Source organism: Paracoccus tegillarcae (genome assembly GCF_002847305.1).
Taxonomy (GTDB): domain Bacteria; phylum Pseudomonadota; class Alphaproteobacteria; order Rhodobacterales; family Rhodobacteraceae; genus Paracoccus; species Paracoccus tegillarcae.
Genome location: NZ_CP025408.1, coordinates 370,480 through 386,165 on the forward strand (window position 1 = coordinate 370,480; position 15,686 = coordinate 386,165).

Consider the following 15,686-nt stretch of genomic DNA (forward strand, 5'->3'; position numbering starts at 1 on the left):
GCGCTGACATGGCTTAGTGCCGCCGCTTGGAGCGCTTGTTGCCACCGCGCTGCCCGGCCCGGCCAGCAGAGGACCGGCCCGAGGACTTGACCGCCGCATCCGCCGCCGCCTCGATGGCTGATTGCCGCGCCAGCGGATCATCCGAGACAGCCAGATCGACGGCTTCCAACCGCTTGACCTCGTCGCGCATTCGGGCGGCTTCCTCGAATTCGAGGTTCTCGGCCGCCTTGCGCATCTGCGCGCGCAACGCATCCAGATGCGCCTGCAAATTCGACCCGACCAGCGGCTTGTCGATCTTGGCCGTGATCCGCGACTGATCGGTATCGCCCTGCCACAGCCCTGCCAGAACATCCTCGACATTTTTGCGCACGGTCTGCGGTGTGATGCCGTGTTCGACGTTATAGGCGTGCTGCTTTTCGCGGCGGCGGTTGGTCTCGGCAATCGCGCGTTCCATGCTGCCCGTCATCTTGTCGGCATAGAGGATCACCCGGCCATCGGCATTCCGCGCGGCGCGTCCGATGGTCTGGATCAGCGAGGTTTCCGAGCGCAGGAAGCCTTCCTTGTCGGCATCCAGAATCGCCACCAGCCCGCATTCGGGAATATCCAGGCCCTCGCGCAGCAGGTTGATCCCTATCAGCACGTCAAAAGCCCCAAGCCGCAGGTCGCGCAGGATCTCGATCCGTTCGATCGTGTCGATATCGCTGTGCATATAGCGGACCTTGATGCCCTGTTCGTGCATGTATTCGGTCAGATCCTCGGCCATGCGCTTGGTCAGCGTGGTGACCAGCGTCCGCATCCCGGCGGCAGTGACGCGCTGCACCTCGTCCAGCAGATCGTCGACCTGCATTTCGACGGGGCGGATTTCCACCTGCGGATCCAGCAACCCGGTGGGGCGGATCACCTGTTCGGTAAACACACCGCCGGTCTGATCCAATTCCCATTCCTTGGGCGTCGCGCTGACAAAGACCGATTGCGGGCGCATTGCGTCCCATTCCTCGAACTTCAGCGGGCGGTTATCCATGCAGCTTGGCAGGCGGAACCCGTGCTCCGCCAGCGTCATCTTGCGCCGAAAGTCACCGCGATACATGCCGCCGATCTGGGGCACGCTGACATGCGATTCATCTGCGAAAACAATGGCGTTGTCCGGGATAAACTCAAACAATGTGGGGGGCGGCTCGCCCGGTGCGCGGCCAGTGAGATAACGCGAATAGTTCTCGATCCCGTTGCAGACGCCGGTGGCCTCCAGCATCTCCAGATCGAAATTGGTGCGCTGTTCCAACCGCTGTGCTTCCAGCAGTTTGCCTTCGTCCTGAAACTGCTTCAACCGCAGGATCAGTTCCTGTTTGATGCCCTTGACCGCCTGCTGCATCGTCGGGCGCGGGGTCACATAGTGGCTGTTGGCATAAATGCGGATCTGTTTAAAATTATCGGTCTTTTGCCCGGTCAGCGGGTCGAATTCGGTGATCGCCTCAAGCTCATTGCCGAAAAAATCGAACCGCCACGCACGATCTTCGAGGTGGGCGGGCCAGACCTCGACCAGATCGCCGCGCACCCGGAACCCGCCGCGCTGAAAGCTGGCGTCCAGCCGTCGGTATTGCTGCGCCACCAACTGTCCCAGAAATTCGCGCTGATCATAGCTGTCGCCGACGACCATATCCTGCGTCATCGCCGAATAGGTCTCGACCGAGCCGATGCCGTAGATGCAGCTGACAGAGGCCACGATGATCACGTCATCGCGTTCCAGCAGCGCCCGGGTGGCGCTGTGGCGCATCCGGTCAATGGCCTCGTTGATCTGCGATTCCTTCTCGATATAGGTATCGCTGCGGGCCACGTAAGCCTCGGGCTGGTAGTAATCGTAGTAGCTGACGAAATACTCGACCGCGTTGTCAGGAAAGAAACCCTTGAATTCGCCGTATAATTGCGCCGCCAGCGTCTTGTTGGGCGCAAGGATGATCGCCGGGCGCTGCGTCGCCTCGATCACCTTGGCCATGGTATAGGTCTTGCCCGTGCCCGTGGCGCCCAGCAGCACCTGATCGCGCTCGCCCTCATTCACGCCAGCCGTCAGTTCGGCAATCGCGGTCGGCTGATCGCCCGCGGGGCTGAATTCGCTGGCCAGCACAAAGCGCCGCCCGCCCTCGAGTTTGGGGCGACTGACTTCGGGAAAGCGCGCGACGGGCGCGTTGGAGTTGTTGTGGGCCATGCGGCTCAAGTTGGGCGCGCGGCGGTGAAAGTCAAGCGGCGCTGCTGACCGATTGCGTCAGCAGCGCGACTTGGTTCATTTCTTCAAACGCCCGGGCTGCAACGCATCCCATCCAGCACCGCCATCCATCTCGTCGGCCAGAATTTCGGCGGTGACGGGACCAAGGGTAAAGCCCTGATGGCCGTGGCCGAAATGCGCCCACAGGTTTTCATGGTCGGGCACACGCCCCACCACCGGCAGCATGTCAGGCATGCAGGGGCGACGGCCGGTCCAGGGTTCGGCCTCGACCGGGGCGCCGATATCGAACAGCTCTTTCGCCGCCTCTTCACCATGCTTCAACTGCGGCGGCGACATGCGCGGATGCGGTGTCAGTTCGGCAGCGGTGGCGATGCGCAGGCCGCGACGCATGGGGGACATCACCACCGAATTGCCAAAATCGGCGATCGGGTGATTGGGCGGGCGTTCCATATGGTAATGCTTGTGATAGCCGCGCTTGTAGACCATCGGCACGTTCAGCGCATAGCGCGCCAGCAGCATCGGTGACCAGGGGCCAAGCGCGATGACGGCATGTTCGCCCTCGCCCTCATCAGCCTGCCAGCCCTTGCCCGCACGGTGCAAATCGCCCGCGTCGCCCACCAGCACGATGCCGCCGCGTTTCTGGAACAGCGCCGCATAGGCCGCCACCAGCGCACCTGGATCAGCGCAATTCCAGCTGTCAGACCAATGCGTTGCGCCCTCAACCTCGATCTTGACCGAAGGTTCCAGCGCAGCCAGTTGCTTGCCGTCCAGCAAGGTCGCCTCGACCCCGAATTCGGTCAGGAATCGTTCGGCCACCTTGCGCGCCTTGTCCATGCGCTTGGGTGTCCGGTGCAGTTCGATATAGCCGTCCTTGCGGATAATATTGCCGATCCCCGCCGCCTCGATCAGCGGACCGTGGCGTTCGGTCGATTGGCGGATCAGCTTGCCCCAGGTTAGCGAGGCGCGCTTATGCGCCGCCGGCAGCGAGTTCTTTGCATAGGTCAGAACCGCATGCGCCTGCGACAGCAGGCCGGGGATGTTCCACTTGACGTCATAGCCACGACCCAGGGCAATCTGCATCAGCGCGCCCGGCGCCAGCGGCATCGCATAGGGTTCTACCGCCTCGGTCTGGATCAGACCGGCATTGCCATAGCTGGTCTCGCGCCCCGGCGCGGTGCGGTCGATGATGGTGACCTGATGCCCACGCGCCTGCAGGGCAAGCCCGGTGCTGACACCAACCATCCCTGCCCCAAGTACCAGAATCTCTGCCATAGCTACCTCCGCCCGAATATTGCGCGACAGATGCAGAATTCGTCGCGAGACAGCAAGAAAAATTAAGATTTCTGCGGTGTTCTTTCCAAAATTCGCAAGATCTCACCGATCACCACAAAAATCACGCAAATTTCTTCGAACTAAGGGCGCGGTTACCCGCCCCAAAACCCAATGGTGGCGGATTTCTGGCAGGCTGGCCCTAGAATTCCACCCCTTTTTGCGCGACGATTCCCTGCGATTTGAACGGGTGCTTGACCTCGGTCATCTCGCTGACCAGATCGGCGGCCTCGATCAGCACCGGCTTGGCGTGGCGACCCGTCAGCACGACATGGGTCATCGGCGGTTTCTCGGTCAGCAGGAAATCGGCGACCTCATCGGGGTCCAGATAATCGTAGCGAATGGCGATGTTGATCTCGTCCAGCAGAACCAGCGCGATGTTGGGGTCGCGGATCAGATCCTTGGCCTTTTCCCAGGCGGCGGTGGCCGCGGCGATATCACGCTGGCGATCCTGCGTGTCCCAGGTAAAGCCCTCGCCCATGGTGTAGAACTGACACTGATCGGCAAAATGGCGGGTCAGTATGCGCTTTTCGCCCGTGTCCCAGTTACCCTTGATGAACTGCACGACGGCGCAGGGCATATCATGGCCGATGGCGCGCATGATCATCCCGAAACCCGAGGACGACTTGCCCTTGCCATTGCCGGTATGGACGATGATCAGGCCCTTTTCGCCGCCCTGCTTGCTGGCCATCATCTTCTTGCGTGCGGTCTGGATGCGCTGCATCTTTTCCGTATGGCGCTGGTCTGCGTCACTGATATCGGTCATTTCGTCCCCTCTGCCTTGCCTGAAAACAGTGGCACAGCGGTTCGCAATACGAAACCCCGTGTCACAGGCCCGTGTCACAGGATCGGCATTTGCGGGAACCATTTGGCAGCACTTATGATTAATAGGCGGGAAACCGAGGCCGAAGGCCCGGAACGACGGGGAAACAATGGATCAAATCTCTCAACTGGACGCCAATATCGGCGGCCTTTTCGGCAAGCTGCAGGGCTGGATCAACGGGTTCATCACGCTGATCCCCAACCTGATCGCCGCGTCGATCGTGCTGCTGATCGGCTGGGGCATTTCCTGGTTGGTGATGTGGTCGATCCGCAAGACCCTGCGCAAGCGCGGCAGACCGGCGCTTGCCAATGTCGGCGGCTCGCTGATCGGTTGGGGGATTCTTATCCTGACGTTTCTGCTGGCCATGACCATCGTGCTGCCTTCGTTGAAACCCGGCGACATGCTGGCCGGTCTTGGCATCGGGTCGGTCGCCATCGGCTTCGCCTTCAAGGACATTCTGCAGAACATCCTGTCGGGTGTGCTGATCCTGCTGCATCGTCCCTTCAAGGTCGGCGACCAGATCGAGGCCGCAGGTTATGAAGGCACGGTCGAAGATATCCAGACCCGCGCCACCACGATCCGCACCTATGACAATTGCCGCGTGGTGATACCGAACAGCGACGTCTATACCGCAGCACTGGTGGTCAATACCGCCTATGACAAGCGTCGCTCGCAATATGATGTCGGGATTGGCTATGCCGATGACTGGGATGAGGCCCGCGATGCGATCCTGACATCCATTTCCGGTCTGGAGGGCGTCGAGGCCGACCCCGCCCCCGAAGTTCTGCCCTGGGGCATTGATGCCAGCCAGTTGACCGTGCGCATCCGCTGGTGGACGCAGCCGCAGCGGTCCTCGGTGGTTCACACCCATGCCCGCGTCATCCGCGCCGTGTCAAACGCGCTGGACGAGGCCGCCATCGACATGCCCTACCCGACCAATGTCATGCTGTTTCACGATCAGACCGAGGAAACCGACGGCAAGCGCGGCAACCAGCGCGAAGGCTGGCCCGCAGGCAAAAACCCGCCCCGGTCGCGCCGCGAAGTCGATGACGAGGCCCGCGCTGCACGCGAGAAAAATCGTGAAAAGATGGCCGAGGCCGAGAAAGAGCAAGCAGACCAAAAGCCGGCGCGCGACGAATAGCAGAGGCTAGGCCAGGTCCATCTCAGCCCATCAGCCGCGCGGGCGACAGTTCGGGCCACGTCTCGCCGCCATCCATCTGATCCGCCAGGATATCTGCGGTAACGGCGGCCAGCGTCAGCCCGTGATGACCGTGGCCGAACTGCGCCCAAAGCCCCGGCTGCCCCGGAACAGCGCCGACAACCGGCAGCATATCGGGCATGCAGGGGCGACGCCCGGTCCAGATCGGACCGGCAGCGGCGCTCATGGGCCCCAGCAGTTCGCTCGCGGCTCTCATGCCGACGCGCAGTTGCACCGGATCCGCCGCGGGTCGGGCCGACAGGTCTGCGCCGCTGCACAGCCGCAAACCGTCGCGCGTGGGCGACAGCACGATGCCGTTTTCCAGATCGGCCAACGGACGATGCGGCATCCGTTCCGGGCGCAAATGACGGTGATAACCACGCTTGAGCAGCAGCGGCACCCGCAACCCATAGCGCGCCACCATCGGCGCCGACCACGGCCCCATCGCCACCACCGCATGTTCGGCCTGCACTGGCGTCGGTCCTTCCAGACGCCAGGCGGCGCCTACGCGGTGCAGTGCCATCGCGTCACCCTGCAAGATCCGCCCCCCGCGCGACGTGAGCGCTCCGGCATAGCGCGCGGTCAGTTGGGCCGGGTCGGTCACGGTCCAACTGTCGGTCCAATGCACAGCGCCCGGCAGATCGGCGGTGACCGAGGGCTCAAGCGCGCGCAGTTCGGCGCCGTCCAGCACCCGCGCGCCCACGCCGTAGCGGTCACGGAAACGCGCGGCCATCACCTGCCCGCCGTCAAACCCCTGCGCGCTGCGGAACAGTTCCAGATACCCATCGCGGCGGATCAGATCATCCGCGCCCGCCGCACGGATCAGCGGCGCATGTGCCTTGCAAGCATCCGGGATCAGCCGTCGATAGACGGCGATGGCACGGGCATGGGCCGCCGGGCGCGAATGGCGGGCATAGCCGATCAGCGGCCCCGCCTGCGCCATCAGACCGCGCAGCGACCAGCGCACATCATTGCCGCGCCCGGTGGCGATTGCCCACAGCGCGCGCGGTGCCAGCGGCATCGGATAGGGCTCGACCGCTTCGGACTGGATGATGCAGGCATTGCCAAAGCTGGTTTCCTGCCCCGGCGCCTTGCGGTCGATCAGGGTGACAGCATGGCCGCGCACCTGCAGCGCCAATGCCGTACAGACCCCGACGATGCCCGCGCCAAGGACAAGGGTTTCAGCCATTCCCCTCGCCGCGCAGTTCGGGGTGGACATAATCCGACAGGCTTTCGCGCAGGGTCAGCTTGCTGATCTTGCCGGTGGCCGTCAGCGGCATGGCCTCGACAAAGACCAGATCATCGGGCAATTGCCAGCTGGCCATGCTTTCACCGATCAGGTCGCGCAGTTCCTCCAGCGTGGGCAGATCGTCGGAATCCCTGGCCACCACCACCAGCAGCGGCCGTTCATCCCATTTGGGATGGGACACGGCGATCACCGCAGCGCTGGCCACCTTGGTATGAGCCGCCGCGATGTTTTCCAGATCGATCGAACTGATCCATTCGCCGCCCGATTTGATCAGATCCTTGGCGCGGTCATGCAGTTGCAGATAACCATCGGGCCGGATCGAGGCGACATCGCCGGTCCCGAACCAGCCCTCGGCATCCATCGCCTTTTCGGTCGCGGCCTCATTGTCGAAATAGCCGCTGACAACGTTATTGCCGCGCACATACAACTCGCCCTTGGACTTGCCGTCATGCGGCTGGCGCTTGCCGCTATCATCCACGATCTTGAAATCGACCCCGTAGGCCCGCCGCCCCTGCATGGCCTTGCGGGCCATGCGCTCCTCGAACGGGGCATCCGCGATCTGCCAGGGCAGAAATCCGTGGCTGCCGATCGGGCTCATTTCGGTCATCCCCCAGGCGTGGTTCACCCGGATGCCCATCTTTTCGAACCGTTCGATCATGGCACGCGGTGCGGCGCTGCCACCGACGACGATCTGGCGCAGCGAAGGCGGCTTGCCGCCGCGCTTGTCGATGGCGTCCTGCAAGCCCTGCCAGATGGTCGGCACGCCCCAGGCGCTTGTCACGCCTTCGCTTTCGATCAGGTCATAGAGGCTGTCGCCATCCAGCGCGCTGCCGGGAAAGACCAGATCGGCCCCGATCATCGGCGCCAGGTAGGGCAGCCCCCAGGCATTGACGTGAAACAGCGGCACAACCGGCAGGATCCGCGCATCCTCGCCCATATCGACGACAAACCCGCTGACGCCCGCCTGCAGCGAATGCAGCACATTGGAACGGTGGGTATAAAGCGCGCCCTTTGGCTCGCCCGTGGTGCCCGAGGTGTAGCACAGCGACGCCGCCGTATCCTCGGGGAATTCGGGCCATTGCCGGTCGTCGTCCTGACCTTCCAGCAATTCCTCATAGCACAGCGCATCAAGGCTGTTTTCGGGCATATGCGCGCGATCAGTCATGATCACGTAGCGCAAATCAGAGGGCAGATGATCTTTCAGCTTTTCCAGCGCCGGCACAAAGGTCAGATCAGCAAAGATCAGACGGTCCTGCGCGTGGCCGGCGATATAGATCAACTGTTCCGCCGACAGGCGCGGGTTGATCGTGTGGCAGACCGCACCGATCCCCGAAATCCCGTAATAGAGTTCCAGATGACGAAAGCCGTTCCAGGCAAGGGTCGCCACCCGATCGCCCATCCGGATGCCCAGCTTTTCCAGCGCAAAGGACAGTTGAACCGCGCGCTTGCGAAGGGTGGGATAGTCGGTGCGGTGCAGATCGCCCTCGACCGTGCGCGAGACGACACTGGCCAGAGGATGAACCTCGGCTGCATAGTCCAGAATCTCGCTGACCAGCAGCGGGCGATGCATCATCAGACCCATCATGTCGAATTCCTCCCTCAGTGTAACCGGCACGCGTGGCTGGCCGGCTTGATCCCAATCTGGAATCACCCGTTGATCAAATCAAGCAAACCTTGCGGGCGCGGACCGGTGCGCGCCGGTCAGGCAGATGCCGGGCGCGGCACCAGGGGTGGCGCGACATCTGCCGGGATCGGGTTCTGATAGGGCGTTTTCCGCAGCCGCTCGGCATGTTCTGCCTGCGCACGTTCCAGCAATGCGGGGTCCGCGATCATCATCTGCGCGCAGCGTGCCATCGCCTTCGCGGCGTGGGTCATGCCCTTATGCGCGGCCGGCGCCTTGCCCTGCGCGGTGATCTGCCAGCTATGTCCGGGCGAGCCGATGGCGTGGGTCGCGACCAGCACCTCTGACAAGGGCACCGTCCAGGACACGTCGGCCACGTCTGTCGATCCGACCAGCACCTCGCCGCGTGGCCGCAGCGGCACGACGTAATCGCAAAGCGGCTCGTCCTCGCGCGGCTCCATCGCGACAGTGCTGTACGGGGTGGCGATATCGGCGGGCGACAGGGTTGCCTGAATGGCGCGGGCATAGTCGCGATCGGCATCGTCAAACGGGACGCCGCCCAACTCATCCAGCGCCTGCTGCATGGCCTGGTCGATCGTCAGGTTTTCCAATGTGTTGGAAACGGCAGAGAAGATCTGAAACTCGACCTGCGTGCCGGTCATCAGCGCCGAACCGCGCGCCACATCCTTGACCCGTTCCACCAGCGACAGCATTTCGGCCAGATGCAATGCGCGGATCGAATAGCGCACCTTTGCGCGGGCCTGCACCACGTTGGGGGCCGATCCGCCGGCATCCAGATAGGCGTAGTGAATGCGCGCGTCCTGCACCATGTGCTCGCGCAGATAGTTCACGCCGACAGACATCAGTTCTACCGCGTCCAGCGCCGAACGCCCCAGATGCGGGCTCATGGCGGCATGGCTCGACAGCCCGGTAAAGGTAAAATCGATCCGGGTATTGGCCAGACTCAGCGGATCATCGACCCGCGTCAGATCATAGGGGTGCCACGTCACCGCCGCATCGACATCGGCAAAAGCACCGTCGCGCACCATAAAGGTCTTGGCCGCGCCGCCTTCTTCCGCCGGGCAGCCATAATAACGCACGCGCCCCGGAGTGCCGGTCGCGGCCAGCCAGTCCTTGAGCGCACAGGCCGCCAGCAGCGCGGCCGAGCCCAGCAGATTATGCCCGCAGCCGTGCCCGCTGCCGCCCGGCGCGACCTCTCGCGGCTCTGCGATGCCGGCAACCTGCGACAATCCCGGCAAGGCGTCATACTCACCCAGCACGGCGATGATCGGACCGCCCTCGCCCGCCTCGCCCATCACGGCGGTCGGAATGCCGGTGACGTTTTCCGTCACGCGAAATCCCTTGGCGCGCAGCATCTCGGTATGCGCGGCGCAGGATTCGTATTCGCCGTATAGCAGCTCAGGCGTTGCCCAGACCTGATCAGCCAGCCCGGTCAGATCATCGCGATGGGCATCGACATGATCCCAGATCGGTTGCGTATTTTGCATAAGGCCCCCTTACAGCATTCCCGGCACAACCAGATCAGGCGGCCGGTGGCCATCTGCAAAGGTCTTGATATTGATGATGACCTTCTCGCCCATTTCGGCCCGGCCTTCGACCGTCGCGCTGCCCATATGCGGCAGCAGCACCACATTGGTCAGTTCGCGCAGGCGCGGGTTGATCTCGTGGCCATGTTCGAACACGTCCAGACCGGCACCGGCGATCTCATCGGCGCGCAGCATCCGCGTCAGGGCATTCTCGTCGATCACCTCACCGCGCGAGGTGTTGATCACCACCGCCGAGGGCTTGAGCAGTTTCAGCCGCCGCGCATTCAGCAGATGAAAGGTCGCGGGCGTATGGGGTGCGTTGACGCTGATGATATCCATGCGCGCCAGCATCTGATCCAGACTTTCCCAATAGGTCGCCTGCAGGTCTTCCTCGACCTCGGGGCGCAGCCGCTTGCGGTTGTGATAATGGACCTGCATCCCGAACACATTCGCGCGACGTGCCACGGCCTGACCGATCCGTCCCATGCCCAGAATGCCCAGACGACGGCCACCGACACGCCCGCCCAGATGCGAGGTCGGCGCCCAACCGCCCCAACGGCCAGCCTGCATTTCGGCCAGACCTTCGGGGATCCTGCGGGTCACGGCCAAGATCAGCGCCAGGGTCATGTCGGCGGTATCCTCGGTCACGACACCGGGCGTGTTGCTGACCAATACGCCGCGCTGACGGGCGGAGAGCACGTCGATATGGTCAACACCTGCACCGTAATTCGAGATCAGCTTGAGCCGTTCACCGGCCTGGGCCAGCATGTTCGCGTCGATCTGGTCGGTAACGGTGGGCACCAGCACATCGGACACGCGCATTGCCGTCGCCAGCTCGTCGCGCGTCATTTTCTGGTCCGTTTCATTCAACGAGACGTCGAACAGCTCTTTCATCCGGGTTTCAACCGCTTCGGGCAGCCGTCGTGTGACTGTGACCCGCAGACGATCGCGCGAAGATGGTGACATCTTGACCTCACTTTACCGACGTCGTGATGCTGCGCACTATTATTGCGCAGCCGCTTTTGGCAAACTGCCCGCGTTGAGGGGCCGGCACAAGACCCCTGTGGCCGAGTTATCGTGGCGCAAACGCCATCGGTGATCCGGGGATGAGGCATAACAGGCGATGGACCGCGCGTCAGGGGCTGAACGCGGAACCGTCGGCATAGGCAGGAATGGGCGGAAGATGAAGACTTCGGCAGGTCTGACGGACAAGACGGCGCGGGCGGGGCGATGGGCAACCCTGGTCGCGGCGGCAGGATTTGCGGCGTGGGGCGCGTTTGCACCCGCCAAGGCAGCAGCACAGGCAAATGACGCGGATATCGTGATCCCGCCGGGTGTGACGGTGGTTTCGACGGGCGGGCCCGACAACGGCACCCGCGGCTTGCCCGTTCCCGCAGGCGGCGGCGTGGTGGTGCTAAGTCAGGCCCCCAGTGCCGATGCTTCGATCAGCCGCAATCCCGAAGGCCGCGATCCGAATCGCGGACCGGTCACGAATTTGCCGCTGCCCCGCTATGTCAGCCTGAAAGGCAACGAGGGCAACGCAAGGCGCGGCCCCAGCCTGTCCCACCGCATTGACTGGGTGTTCCGCCATGCCGGGATGCCCCTGCGCGTGGTGGCAGAGTTTGGCCATTGGCGCCGGGTCGAGGACAAGGACGGTGCCGGTGGCTGGGTGCATTATGCCCTGCTGTCAGGCGTGCGCACCGCCATTGTGCAAGAGGATATGGCCGAACTGCGCGCCAAGCCCACACCCGATTCGGACGTGGTTGCCCGCGCCGAGGCCGGCGCCATCGTCCGCCTGGGCGAGTGCATCGTCGACTGGTGCCGTGTTTCGGGCGGAGGGGAACGTGGCTGGGTCCCCAAGCCGGTGATCTGGGGCGTCGATGCGGGCGAGATCAGGGAATAGGATCAACCCGACCTCTGCATTGCGACCGCTGATGGGGCGGGCGACGGCGGCGTCATCGCCAGCGCCTCATCCTCAGGCAGCTTGATATCGCGGGCCAGACCCAGCCTTTCCAGCAGGCGCACAAAGACAAAGCCCGGATCGAACTGACCCGGCCCCAGCCCAAGGCGCGCGGAATCGGGAAAGGCGTGGTGGTTGGCGTGCCAGTTCTCGCCAAAGGTAATCAGCCCCAGCCCCTTCAGGTTATAACCCTGGACCGACATCTGCGGCGCAGGCCAGATCTGTTCGCCCCGGCGATGCGCGTAATGCCCCACCGCCCAATGCCCGACCAGCGACACAAACACACGCAAGCAGACGCCCCACAGAACAAAAGCCCATCCCCCCAGCAGATAGAGGGGAACGGCAACGATCAGTTGCTGCGCCATCCAGCTGCGCTCGACGATCCTGTAAAAGCCGCTGTTTTCCAGCTCTGGCCCGTAATTCAACCGTGGCGGATGGGTCAGCCGAAACTCGCAGCACAATTGCCACCAGGCATCGCGCCAGAAGCCCGCATCATGCGAAGGATGGGGCGGGCAAACCGCCTGCCGCTGATGCCAGTCGCGCATGTCATGGGCGCGCACCATGCCGAAAGGGCCGGCCATCCCGACCAGAACGCCCAGCCAGACCAGCAGATATTCCACCGGGCGGGGGGCGCGAAAACTGCGGTGGATCAGCAACCGATGCATCCCGACCGAGTGGCCCGCGCAAATCGTGCCCCCCGTCAGCAGCACAAAGACCGCCAGCGCGGACCATTGAGGAAAGAACAGAATGGCCGCCAGCCCGCCCAACCCATGCGCGGCAAGCCACGCCGCCTTGGCTGGCGCCAATACGATCCGCCCGTCGGTTGCCGATGTGTCCGGCAGCGGCACCACCCGGCCTGTCGCCCGCAGCACCGGGCGGTGATCCTGGCTGAAGCTGTCTGTCGGTCGACCGGCGGATGTCATCGCTTTCTCCCGCGTGCACCGGGGCGCTAGGCCAGGCCGCGCCCTTTCAACAATGGCCCGACGCCGGGCATCCGTTCGCGAAAGGCCAGCCACAACTCATCGGCCTGCGCCGAACCGCCGCGCGACAGGATCTCATCTTCCAGCCGCTGCGCCGTGGCGCGATCAAAGACGTCGCCGGTTTCACGGAATGCCTCGAACGCATCGGCATCCATCACCTCGGACCACAGATAGCTGTAATAGCCGCTGGCGTAGTGGCTGCCGGAAAAGACATGGCCGAAATGCGGCGTGTCATGGCGCAGCGGAATCGCTGTCGGGGCGTCCAGCCGGGCCAGCAGATCAGCCTTGCGCGCCGCCGGGTCGGCCGGTGCCTCGCCGCGATGCAGCGCCAGATCGACCAGTGCCGATTCCAGATATTCGACGGTCGAGAACCCCGCATCCGCCTTGTCCGAGGCCAGCAGCCTGTCCAGCAGCGCCTGTGGCAAAGGCTCGCCGGTTTCGAAATGCCGCGCATGCTCTTTCAGTACCTGTGGCTGCTCGAGCCAATGCTCGTAAAGCTGGCTGGGCAATTCCACGAAATCCAGCGCGACCGAGGTTCCCGCGATCGAAGGCCATTCGACATCGGACAGGATGTGATGCAACGCATGGCCGAATTCATGAAACAGCGTGCCTGCATCATCCCATGACAAAAAGGCCGGCGCGCCCGGCGTGTCGGGTGGGGTGAAATTGCACACATTGACCACGATCGGGCGCTGCCCCGCACCGATCTTGTGCTGGGGTTGAAGGTTCGAGCACCAGGCCCCCGACCGCTTGCCCGGACGCGCGAAATAATCGCCCAGAAAGATCGCCATCAGCTTGCCGTCGCGGGTGATCTGCCAGGCCCGCGCCTCGGGCGCCCATAGCGGCGCCTCGAAAGGCTCGACGTCCAGTCCAAACAGGCGCTTGGCGCTGTCAAACACCGCGCCAATCATGGCATCCAGCGTCAGGTAGGGTTTCAGGTCGTCGGGGTCGAACTCATGCTGCTCGCGCTTGCGCCGGGCGGCGTAATAGCGCCAGTCCCATGCCTCCAGCGCACCATTGCCGCCGTCCTCGCGCAGCATCCGGGTCAGCGCGGTCTCGTCCTGACGTGCGCGTGCCAGCGCCGGCTGCCAGACCTGCATCAACAGATCCTCGACACGGCTGGCATCGCGCGCCATTTCCGGTTCCAGCCGGAAAGAGGCAAAATCATCATAATCCAGCAGCCGCGCCTTTTCGTGACGCAATGCCAGGATCTCGGTGACGATGGGCCGGTTGTCTGTCTCGGCACCGCCCGCGCCCTCACCCGATCCGCGCGCGGCCCAGGCCTTTTGCGCCACCTCGCGCAGGGCGCGGTCGTCTGCCAGTTCAAGAAACGGCACGATCAGCGAACGGCTCAACGTGATCACATGCCCGGTCGTGTCGCGTTCGCGCGACGCAGCCTGCATCGCGCCGCGCAGCCAATCGGGCAGACCTGCCAGTCGGTCGTCGGGAATGGCCATCACAAAGTCGCGCTCATCGGCCAGTACATTCTGCGAAAACTGGGTGGTCAACGAGGCCAGCCGCTCGTTGATCTGGGCCAGTCGCGCACGATCATCAGGGGCAAGCCCGGCACCGGCTCTGCGACGGGCGCGCAGTTGCAATTCGGTGATGCGTTGGTCCTGTGCGGGCAGATCTGCGTTGTCGCTGGCCACGGTCTGCACCCGCTGGAACAGGCGCGGGTCCATCATCACCTTGTTGCCATAGGCGGCCAGTCGCGGGGCCAGATCGCGTTCCAGCGCCTGCCGTTGCGGGTTCGACGCCACCGAGGCCAGCGTGTAGAAAACCGAAATCGCGCGTTCCAGCGGCTCTTCGGCGGTTTCCAGCGCCGCGACCGTATTGGCGAAATCCGCAGGCGCGGGATTGGCGGCGATCGCCTCGATGGCAGCCTCGGCACGGATCAGTTCAGCGTCGATCACCGGGGCGAAATCCGCATCCTCGATCAGGTCGAAACGCGGCAGCCCATGCGGGCCGGTCCAGTTGGTCAGTTCGGGGTTCATCGCGGGCCTCTTGTTGATCGCCGCCACGCTATGTCAGCGCGGGACGATATGCCAGAGCAGGCGCGCGTTACGCGGCTGACAGGCCGAATCGCGCGCGAAAGGCCCGTTCGCCCTCTGGCGAAAATCGGATCACACGGCTGTCCTTTTGACGCCGTGCCCAGCCCAGTTCTTCGATCCGGCTCAATAGCGCGCGACCGATGCTGCCGGCCAGATGGGCGCGACGTTCGCTCCAATCCAGACATTCACGGCACAGCGGCGCGCGGGTTTGCGACAGGCTGACCAGGTCGATACCGAACTCGCGCAGAAGGGTTTCGCCATCAGGGGTCAACACAGGCTGATCGCCGTTGCGTCGCAGCAGGTCACCGGCAAGCAGCGCATCAAACAGCTGCGTACCCAGATCACCGGCCAGATGGTTATAGCAGACCCGCGCCTTGCGCAGCGCCGCGTCGCGTGGCCCGGTGCGCGCGCGCAGATGGCCGGCCCCGGCGGCCAGACCCATCAGCACCTCCAGCACATTGGCAACCTCAGGCCCGGCCAACGCGGCATAGCGGTGCCGCCCCTGCTTTTTGATCACCAGCAAGCCGCCCTGCTCCAGCTTGGCCAGATGCGTGCTGGCGGTAGCCGGGGTCACACCCGCCTCGCCCGCCAGTTCCGTGGCCGTCAGGGCCTTGCCGCTCATCAGGGCGGTCAGCATGTTGGCACGGGCGGGATCACCGATCAGGGCGGCGATGCGGGCGATGTCAGGTCCGTCTTTCATGGTTCGATGC

At 63.9% G+C, this 15,686-nt stretch carries 12 protein-coding genes; 2 read left to right on the forward strand and 10 right to left on the reverse strand.

The features are described from left to right. Positions 1 to 13: 13 nt before the first annotated feature. From uvrB to cobO, 3 genes are all read right to left on the reverse strand, one after another. On the reverse strand, positions 14 to 2,200 hold the full coding sequence (gene uvrB / locus CUV01_RS01870; protein ID WP_101458985.1) for an excinuclease ABC subunit UvrB: 2,187 nt from the start codon (positions 2,198 to 2,200) through the stop codon (positions 14 to 16). A 75-nt stretch (positions 2,201 to 2,275) separates the two neighbouring features. Continuing rightward, positions 2,276 to 3,490, reverse strand: coding sequence for an NAD(P)/FAD-dependent oxidoreductase (locus CUV01_RS01875; RefSeq protein ID WP_101458986.1), 1,215 nt, complete (start codon positions 3,488 to 3,490; stop codon positions 2,276 to 2,278). Between the two features lie 199 nt (positions 3,491 to 3,689). Further along, positions 3,690 to 4,304 (reverse strand): cob(I)yrinic acid a,c-diamide adenosyltransferase, encoded by a 615-nt coding sequence (gene cobO / locus CUV01_RS01880; protein WP_198731904.1) that lies wholly within the window; start codon positions 4,302 to 4,304, stop codon positions 3,690 to 3,692. A gap of 175 nt (positions 4,305 to 4,479) precedes the next feature. Between cobO and CUV01_RS01885 the strand changes: the two genes are divergently transcribed. Further along, positions 4,480 to 5,511, forward strand: coding sequence for a mechanosensitive ion channel family protein (locus CUV01_RS01885; RefSeq protein ID WP_232962418.1), 1,032 nt, complete (start codon positions 4,480 to 4,482; stop codon positions 5,509 to 5,511). A 22-nt stretch (positions 5,512 to 5,533) separates the two neighbouring features. On the opposite strand, the gene CUV01_RS01890 is transcribed toward CUV01_RS01885, so the two are convergent. The 4 genes from CUV01_RS01890 to CUV01_RS01905 form a co-directional block, all read right to left on the reverse strand. After that, on the reverse strand, positions 5,534 to 6,757 hold the full coding sequence (locus tag CUV01_RS01890; RefSeq protein ID WP_157994755.1) for an NAD(P)/FAD-dependent oxidoreductase: 1,224 nt from the start codon (positions 6,755 to 6,757) through the stop codon (positions 5,534 to 5,536). Beyond that, a complete protein-coding gene (locus CUV01_RS01895; RefSeq protein WP_101458989.1) occupies positions 6,750 to 8,402 on the reverse strand; it encodes a long-chain-fatty-acid--CoA ligase in 1,653 nt (550 codons plus the stop codon). The genes CUV01_RS01890 and CUV01_RS01895 overlap by 8 nt, the downstream gene beginning before the upstream one ends. A gap of 116 nt (positions 8,403 to 8,518) precedes the next feature. Beyond that, positions 8,519 to 9,946: an amidohydrolase gene (locus CUV01_RS01900; protein ID WP_101458990.1), complete on the reverse strand. Its 1,428-nt coding sequence runs from the start codon at positions 9,944 to 9,946 to the stop codon at positions 8,519 to 8,521. Between the two features lie 9 nt (positions 9,947 to 9,955). Further along, positions 9,956 to 10,951 (reverse strand): 2-hydroxyacid dehydrogenase, encoded by a 996-nt coding sequence (locus CUV01_RS01905; RefSeq protein ID WP_101458991.1) that lies wholly within the window; start codon positions 10,949 to 10,951, stop codon positions 9,956 to 9,958. Positions 10,952 to 11,396: 445 nt separating this feature from the next. Between CUV01_RS01905 and CUV01_RS01910 the strand changes: the two genes are divergently transcribed. Then, the gene (locus CUV01_RS01910) at positions 11,397 to 11,888 is read left to right on the forward strand and encodes an SH3 domain-containing protein (RefSeq protein ID WP_422385872.1); all 492 of its coding nucleotides are present in this window, start codon (positions 11,397 to 11,399) and stop codon (positions 11,886 to 11,888) included. Between the two features lie 2 nt (positions 11,889 to 11,890). Here CUV01_RS01910 and CUV01_RS01915 read toward each other — a convergent pair whose 3' ends face one another. The 3 genes from CUV01_RS01915 to CUV01_RS01925 form a co-directional block, all read right to left on the reverse strand. Next, positions 11,891 to 12,868, reverse strand: a complete 978-nt coding sequence (locus CUV01_RS01915; RefSeq protein ID WP_101458992.1) for an acyl-CoA desaturase — start codon at positions 12,866 to 12,868, stop codon at positions 11,891 to 11,893. 26 nt (positions 12,869 to 12,894) lie between these two features. Then, positions 12,895 to 14,919: a M3 family metallopeptidase gene (locus CUV01_RS01920; protein ID WP_101461796.1), complete on the reverse strand. Its 2,025-nt coding sequence runs from the start codon at positions 14,917 to 14,919 to the stop codon at positions 12,895 to 12,897. Positions 14,920 to 14,986: 67 nt separating this feature from the next. Beyond that, positions 14,987 to 15,676, reverse strand: a complete 690-nt coding sequence (locus CUV01_RS01925; RefSeq protein ID WP_101458993.1) for an ArsR/SmtB family transcription factor — start codon at positions 15,674 to 15,676, stop codon at positions 14,987 to 14,989. Positions 15,677 to 15,686: the final 10 nt, after the last annotated feature.

Bases quoted from the DNA above. Each gene is read 5' to 3' on its own strand.
- uvrB (WP_101458985.1), bottom strand. From the start codon at position 2,200: ATGGCCCACAACAACTCCAACGCGCCCGTCGCGCGCTTTCCCGAAGTC.
- CUV01_RS01875 (WP_101458986.1), bottom strand. From the start codon at position 3,490: ATGGCAGAGATTCTGGTACTTGGGGCAGGGATGGTTGGTGTCAGCACC.
- CUV01_RS01885 (WP_232962418.1), top strand. From the start codon at position 4,480: ATGGATCAAATCTCTCAACTGGACGCCAATATCGGCGGCCTTTTCGGC.
- CUV01_RS01890 (WP_157994755.1), bottom strand. From the start codon at position 6,757: ATGGCTGAAACCCTTGTCCTTGGCGCGGGCATCGTCGGGGTCTGTACG.
- CUV01_RS01895 (WP_101458989.1), bottom strand. From the start codon at position 8,402: ATGATGGGTCTGATGATGCATCGCCCGCTGCTGGTCAGCGAGATTCTG.
- CUV01_RS01900 (WP_101458990.1), bottom strand. From the start codon at position 9,946: ATGCAAAATACGCAACCGATCTGGGATCATGTCGATGCCCATCGCGAT.
- CUV01_RS01905 (WP_101458991.1), bottom strand. From the start codon at position 10,951: ATGTCACCATCTTCGCGCGATCGTCTGCGGGTCACAGTCACACGACGG.
- CUV01_RS01915 (WP_101458992.1), bottom strand. From the start codon at position 12,868: ATGACATCCGCCGGTCGACCGACAGACAGCTTCAGCCAGGATCACCGC.
- CUV01_RS01920 (WP_101461796.1), bottom strand. From the start codon at position 14,919: ATGAACCCCGAACTGACCAACTGGACCGGCCCGCATGGGCTGCCGCGT.
- CUV01_RS01925 (WP_101458993.1), bottom strand. From the start codon at position 15,676: ATGAAAGACGGACCTGACATCGCCCGCATCGCCGCCCTGATCGGTGAT.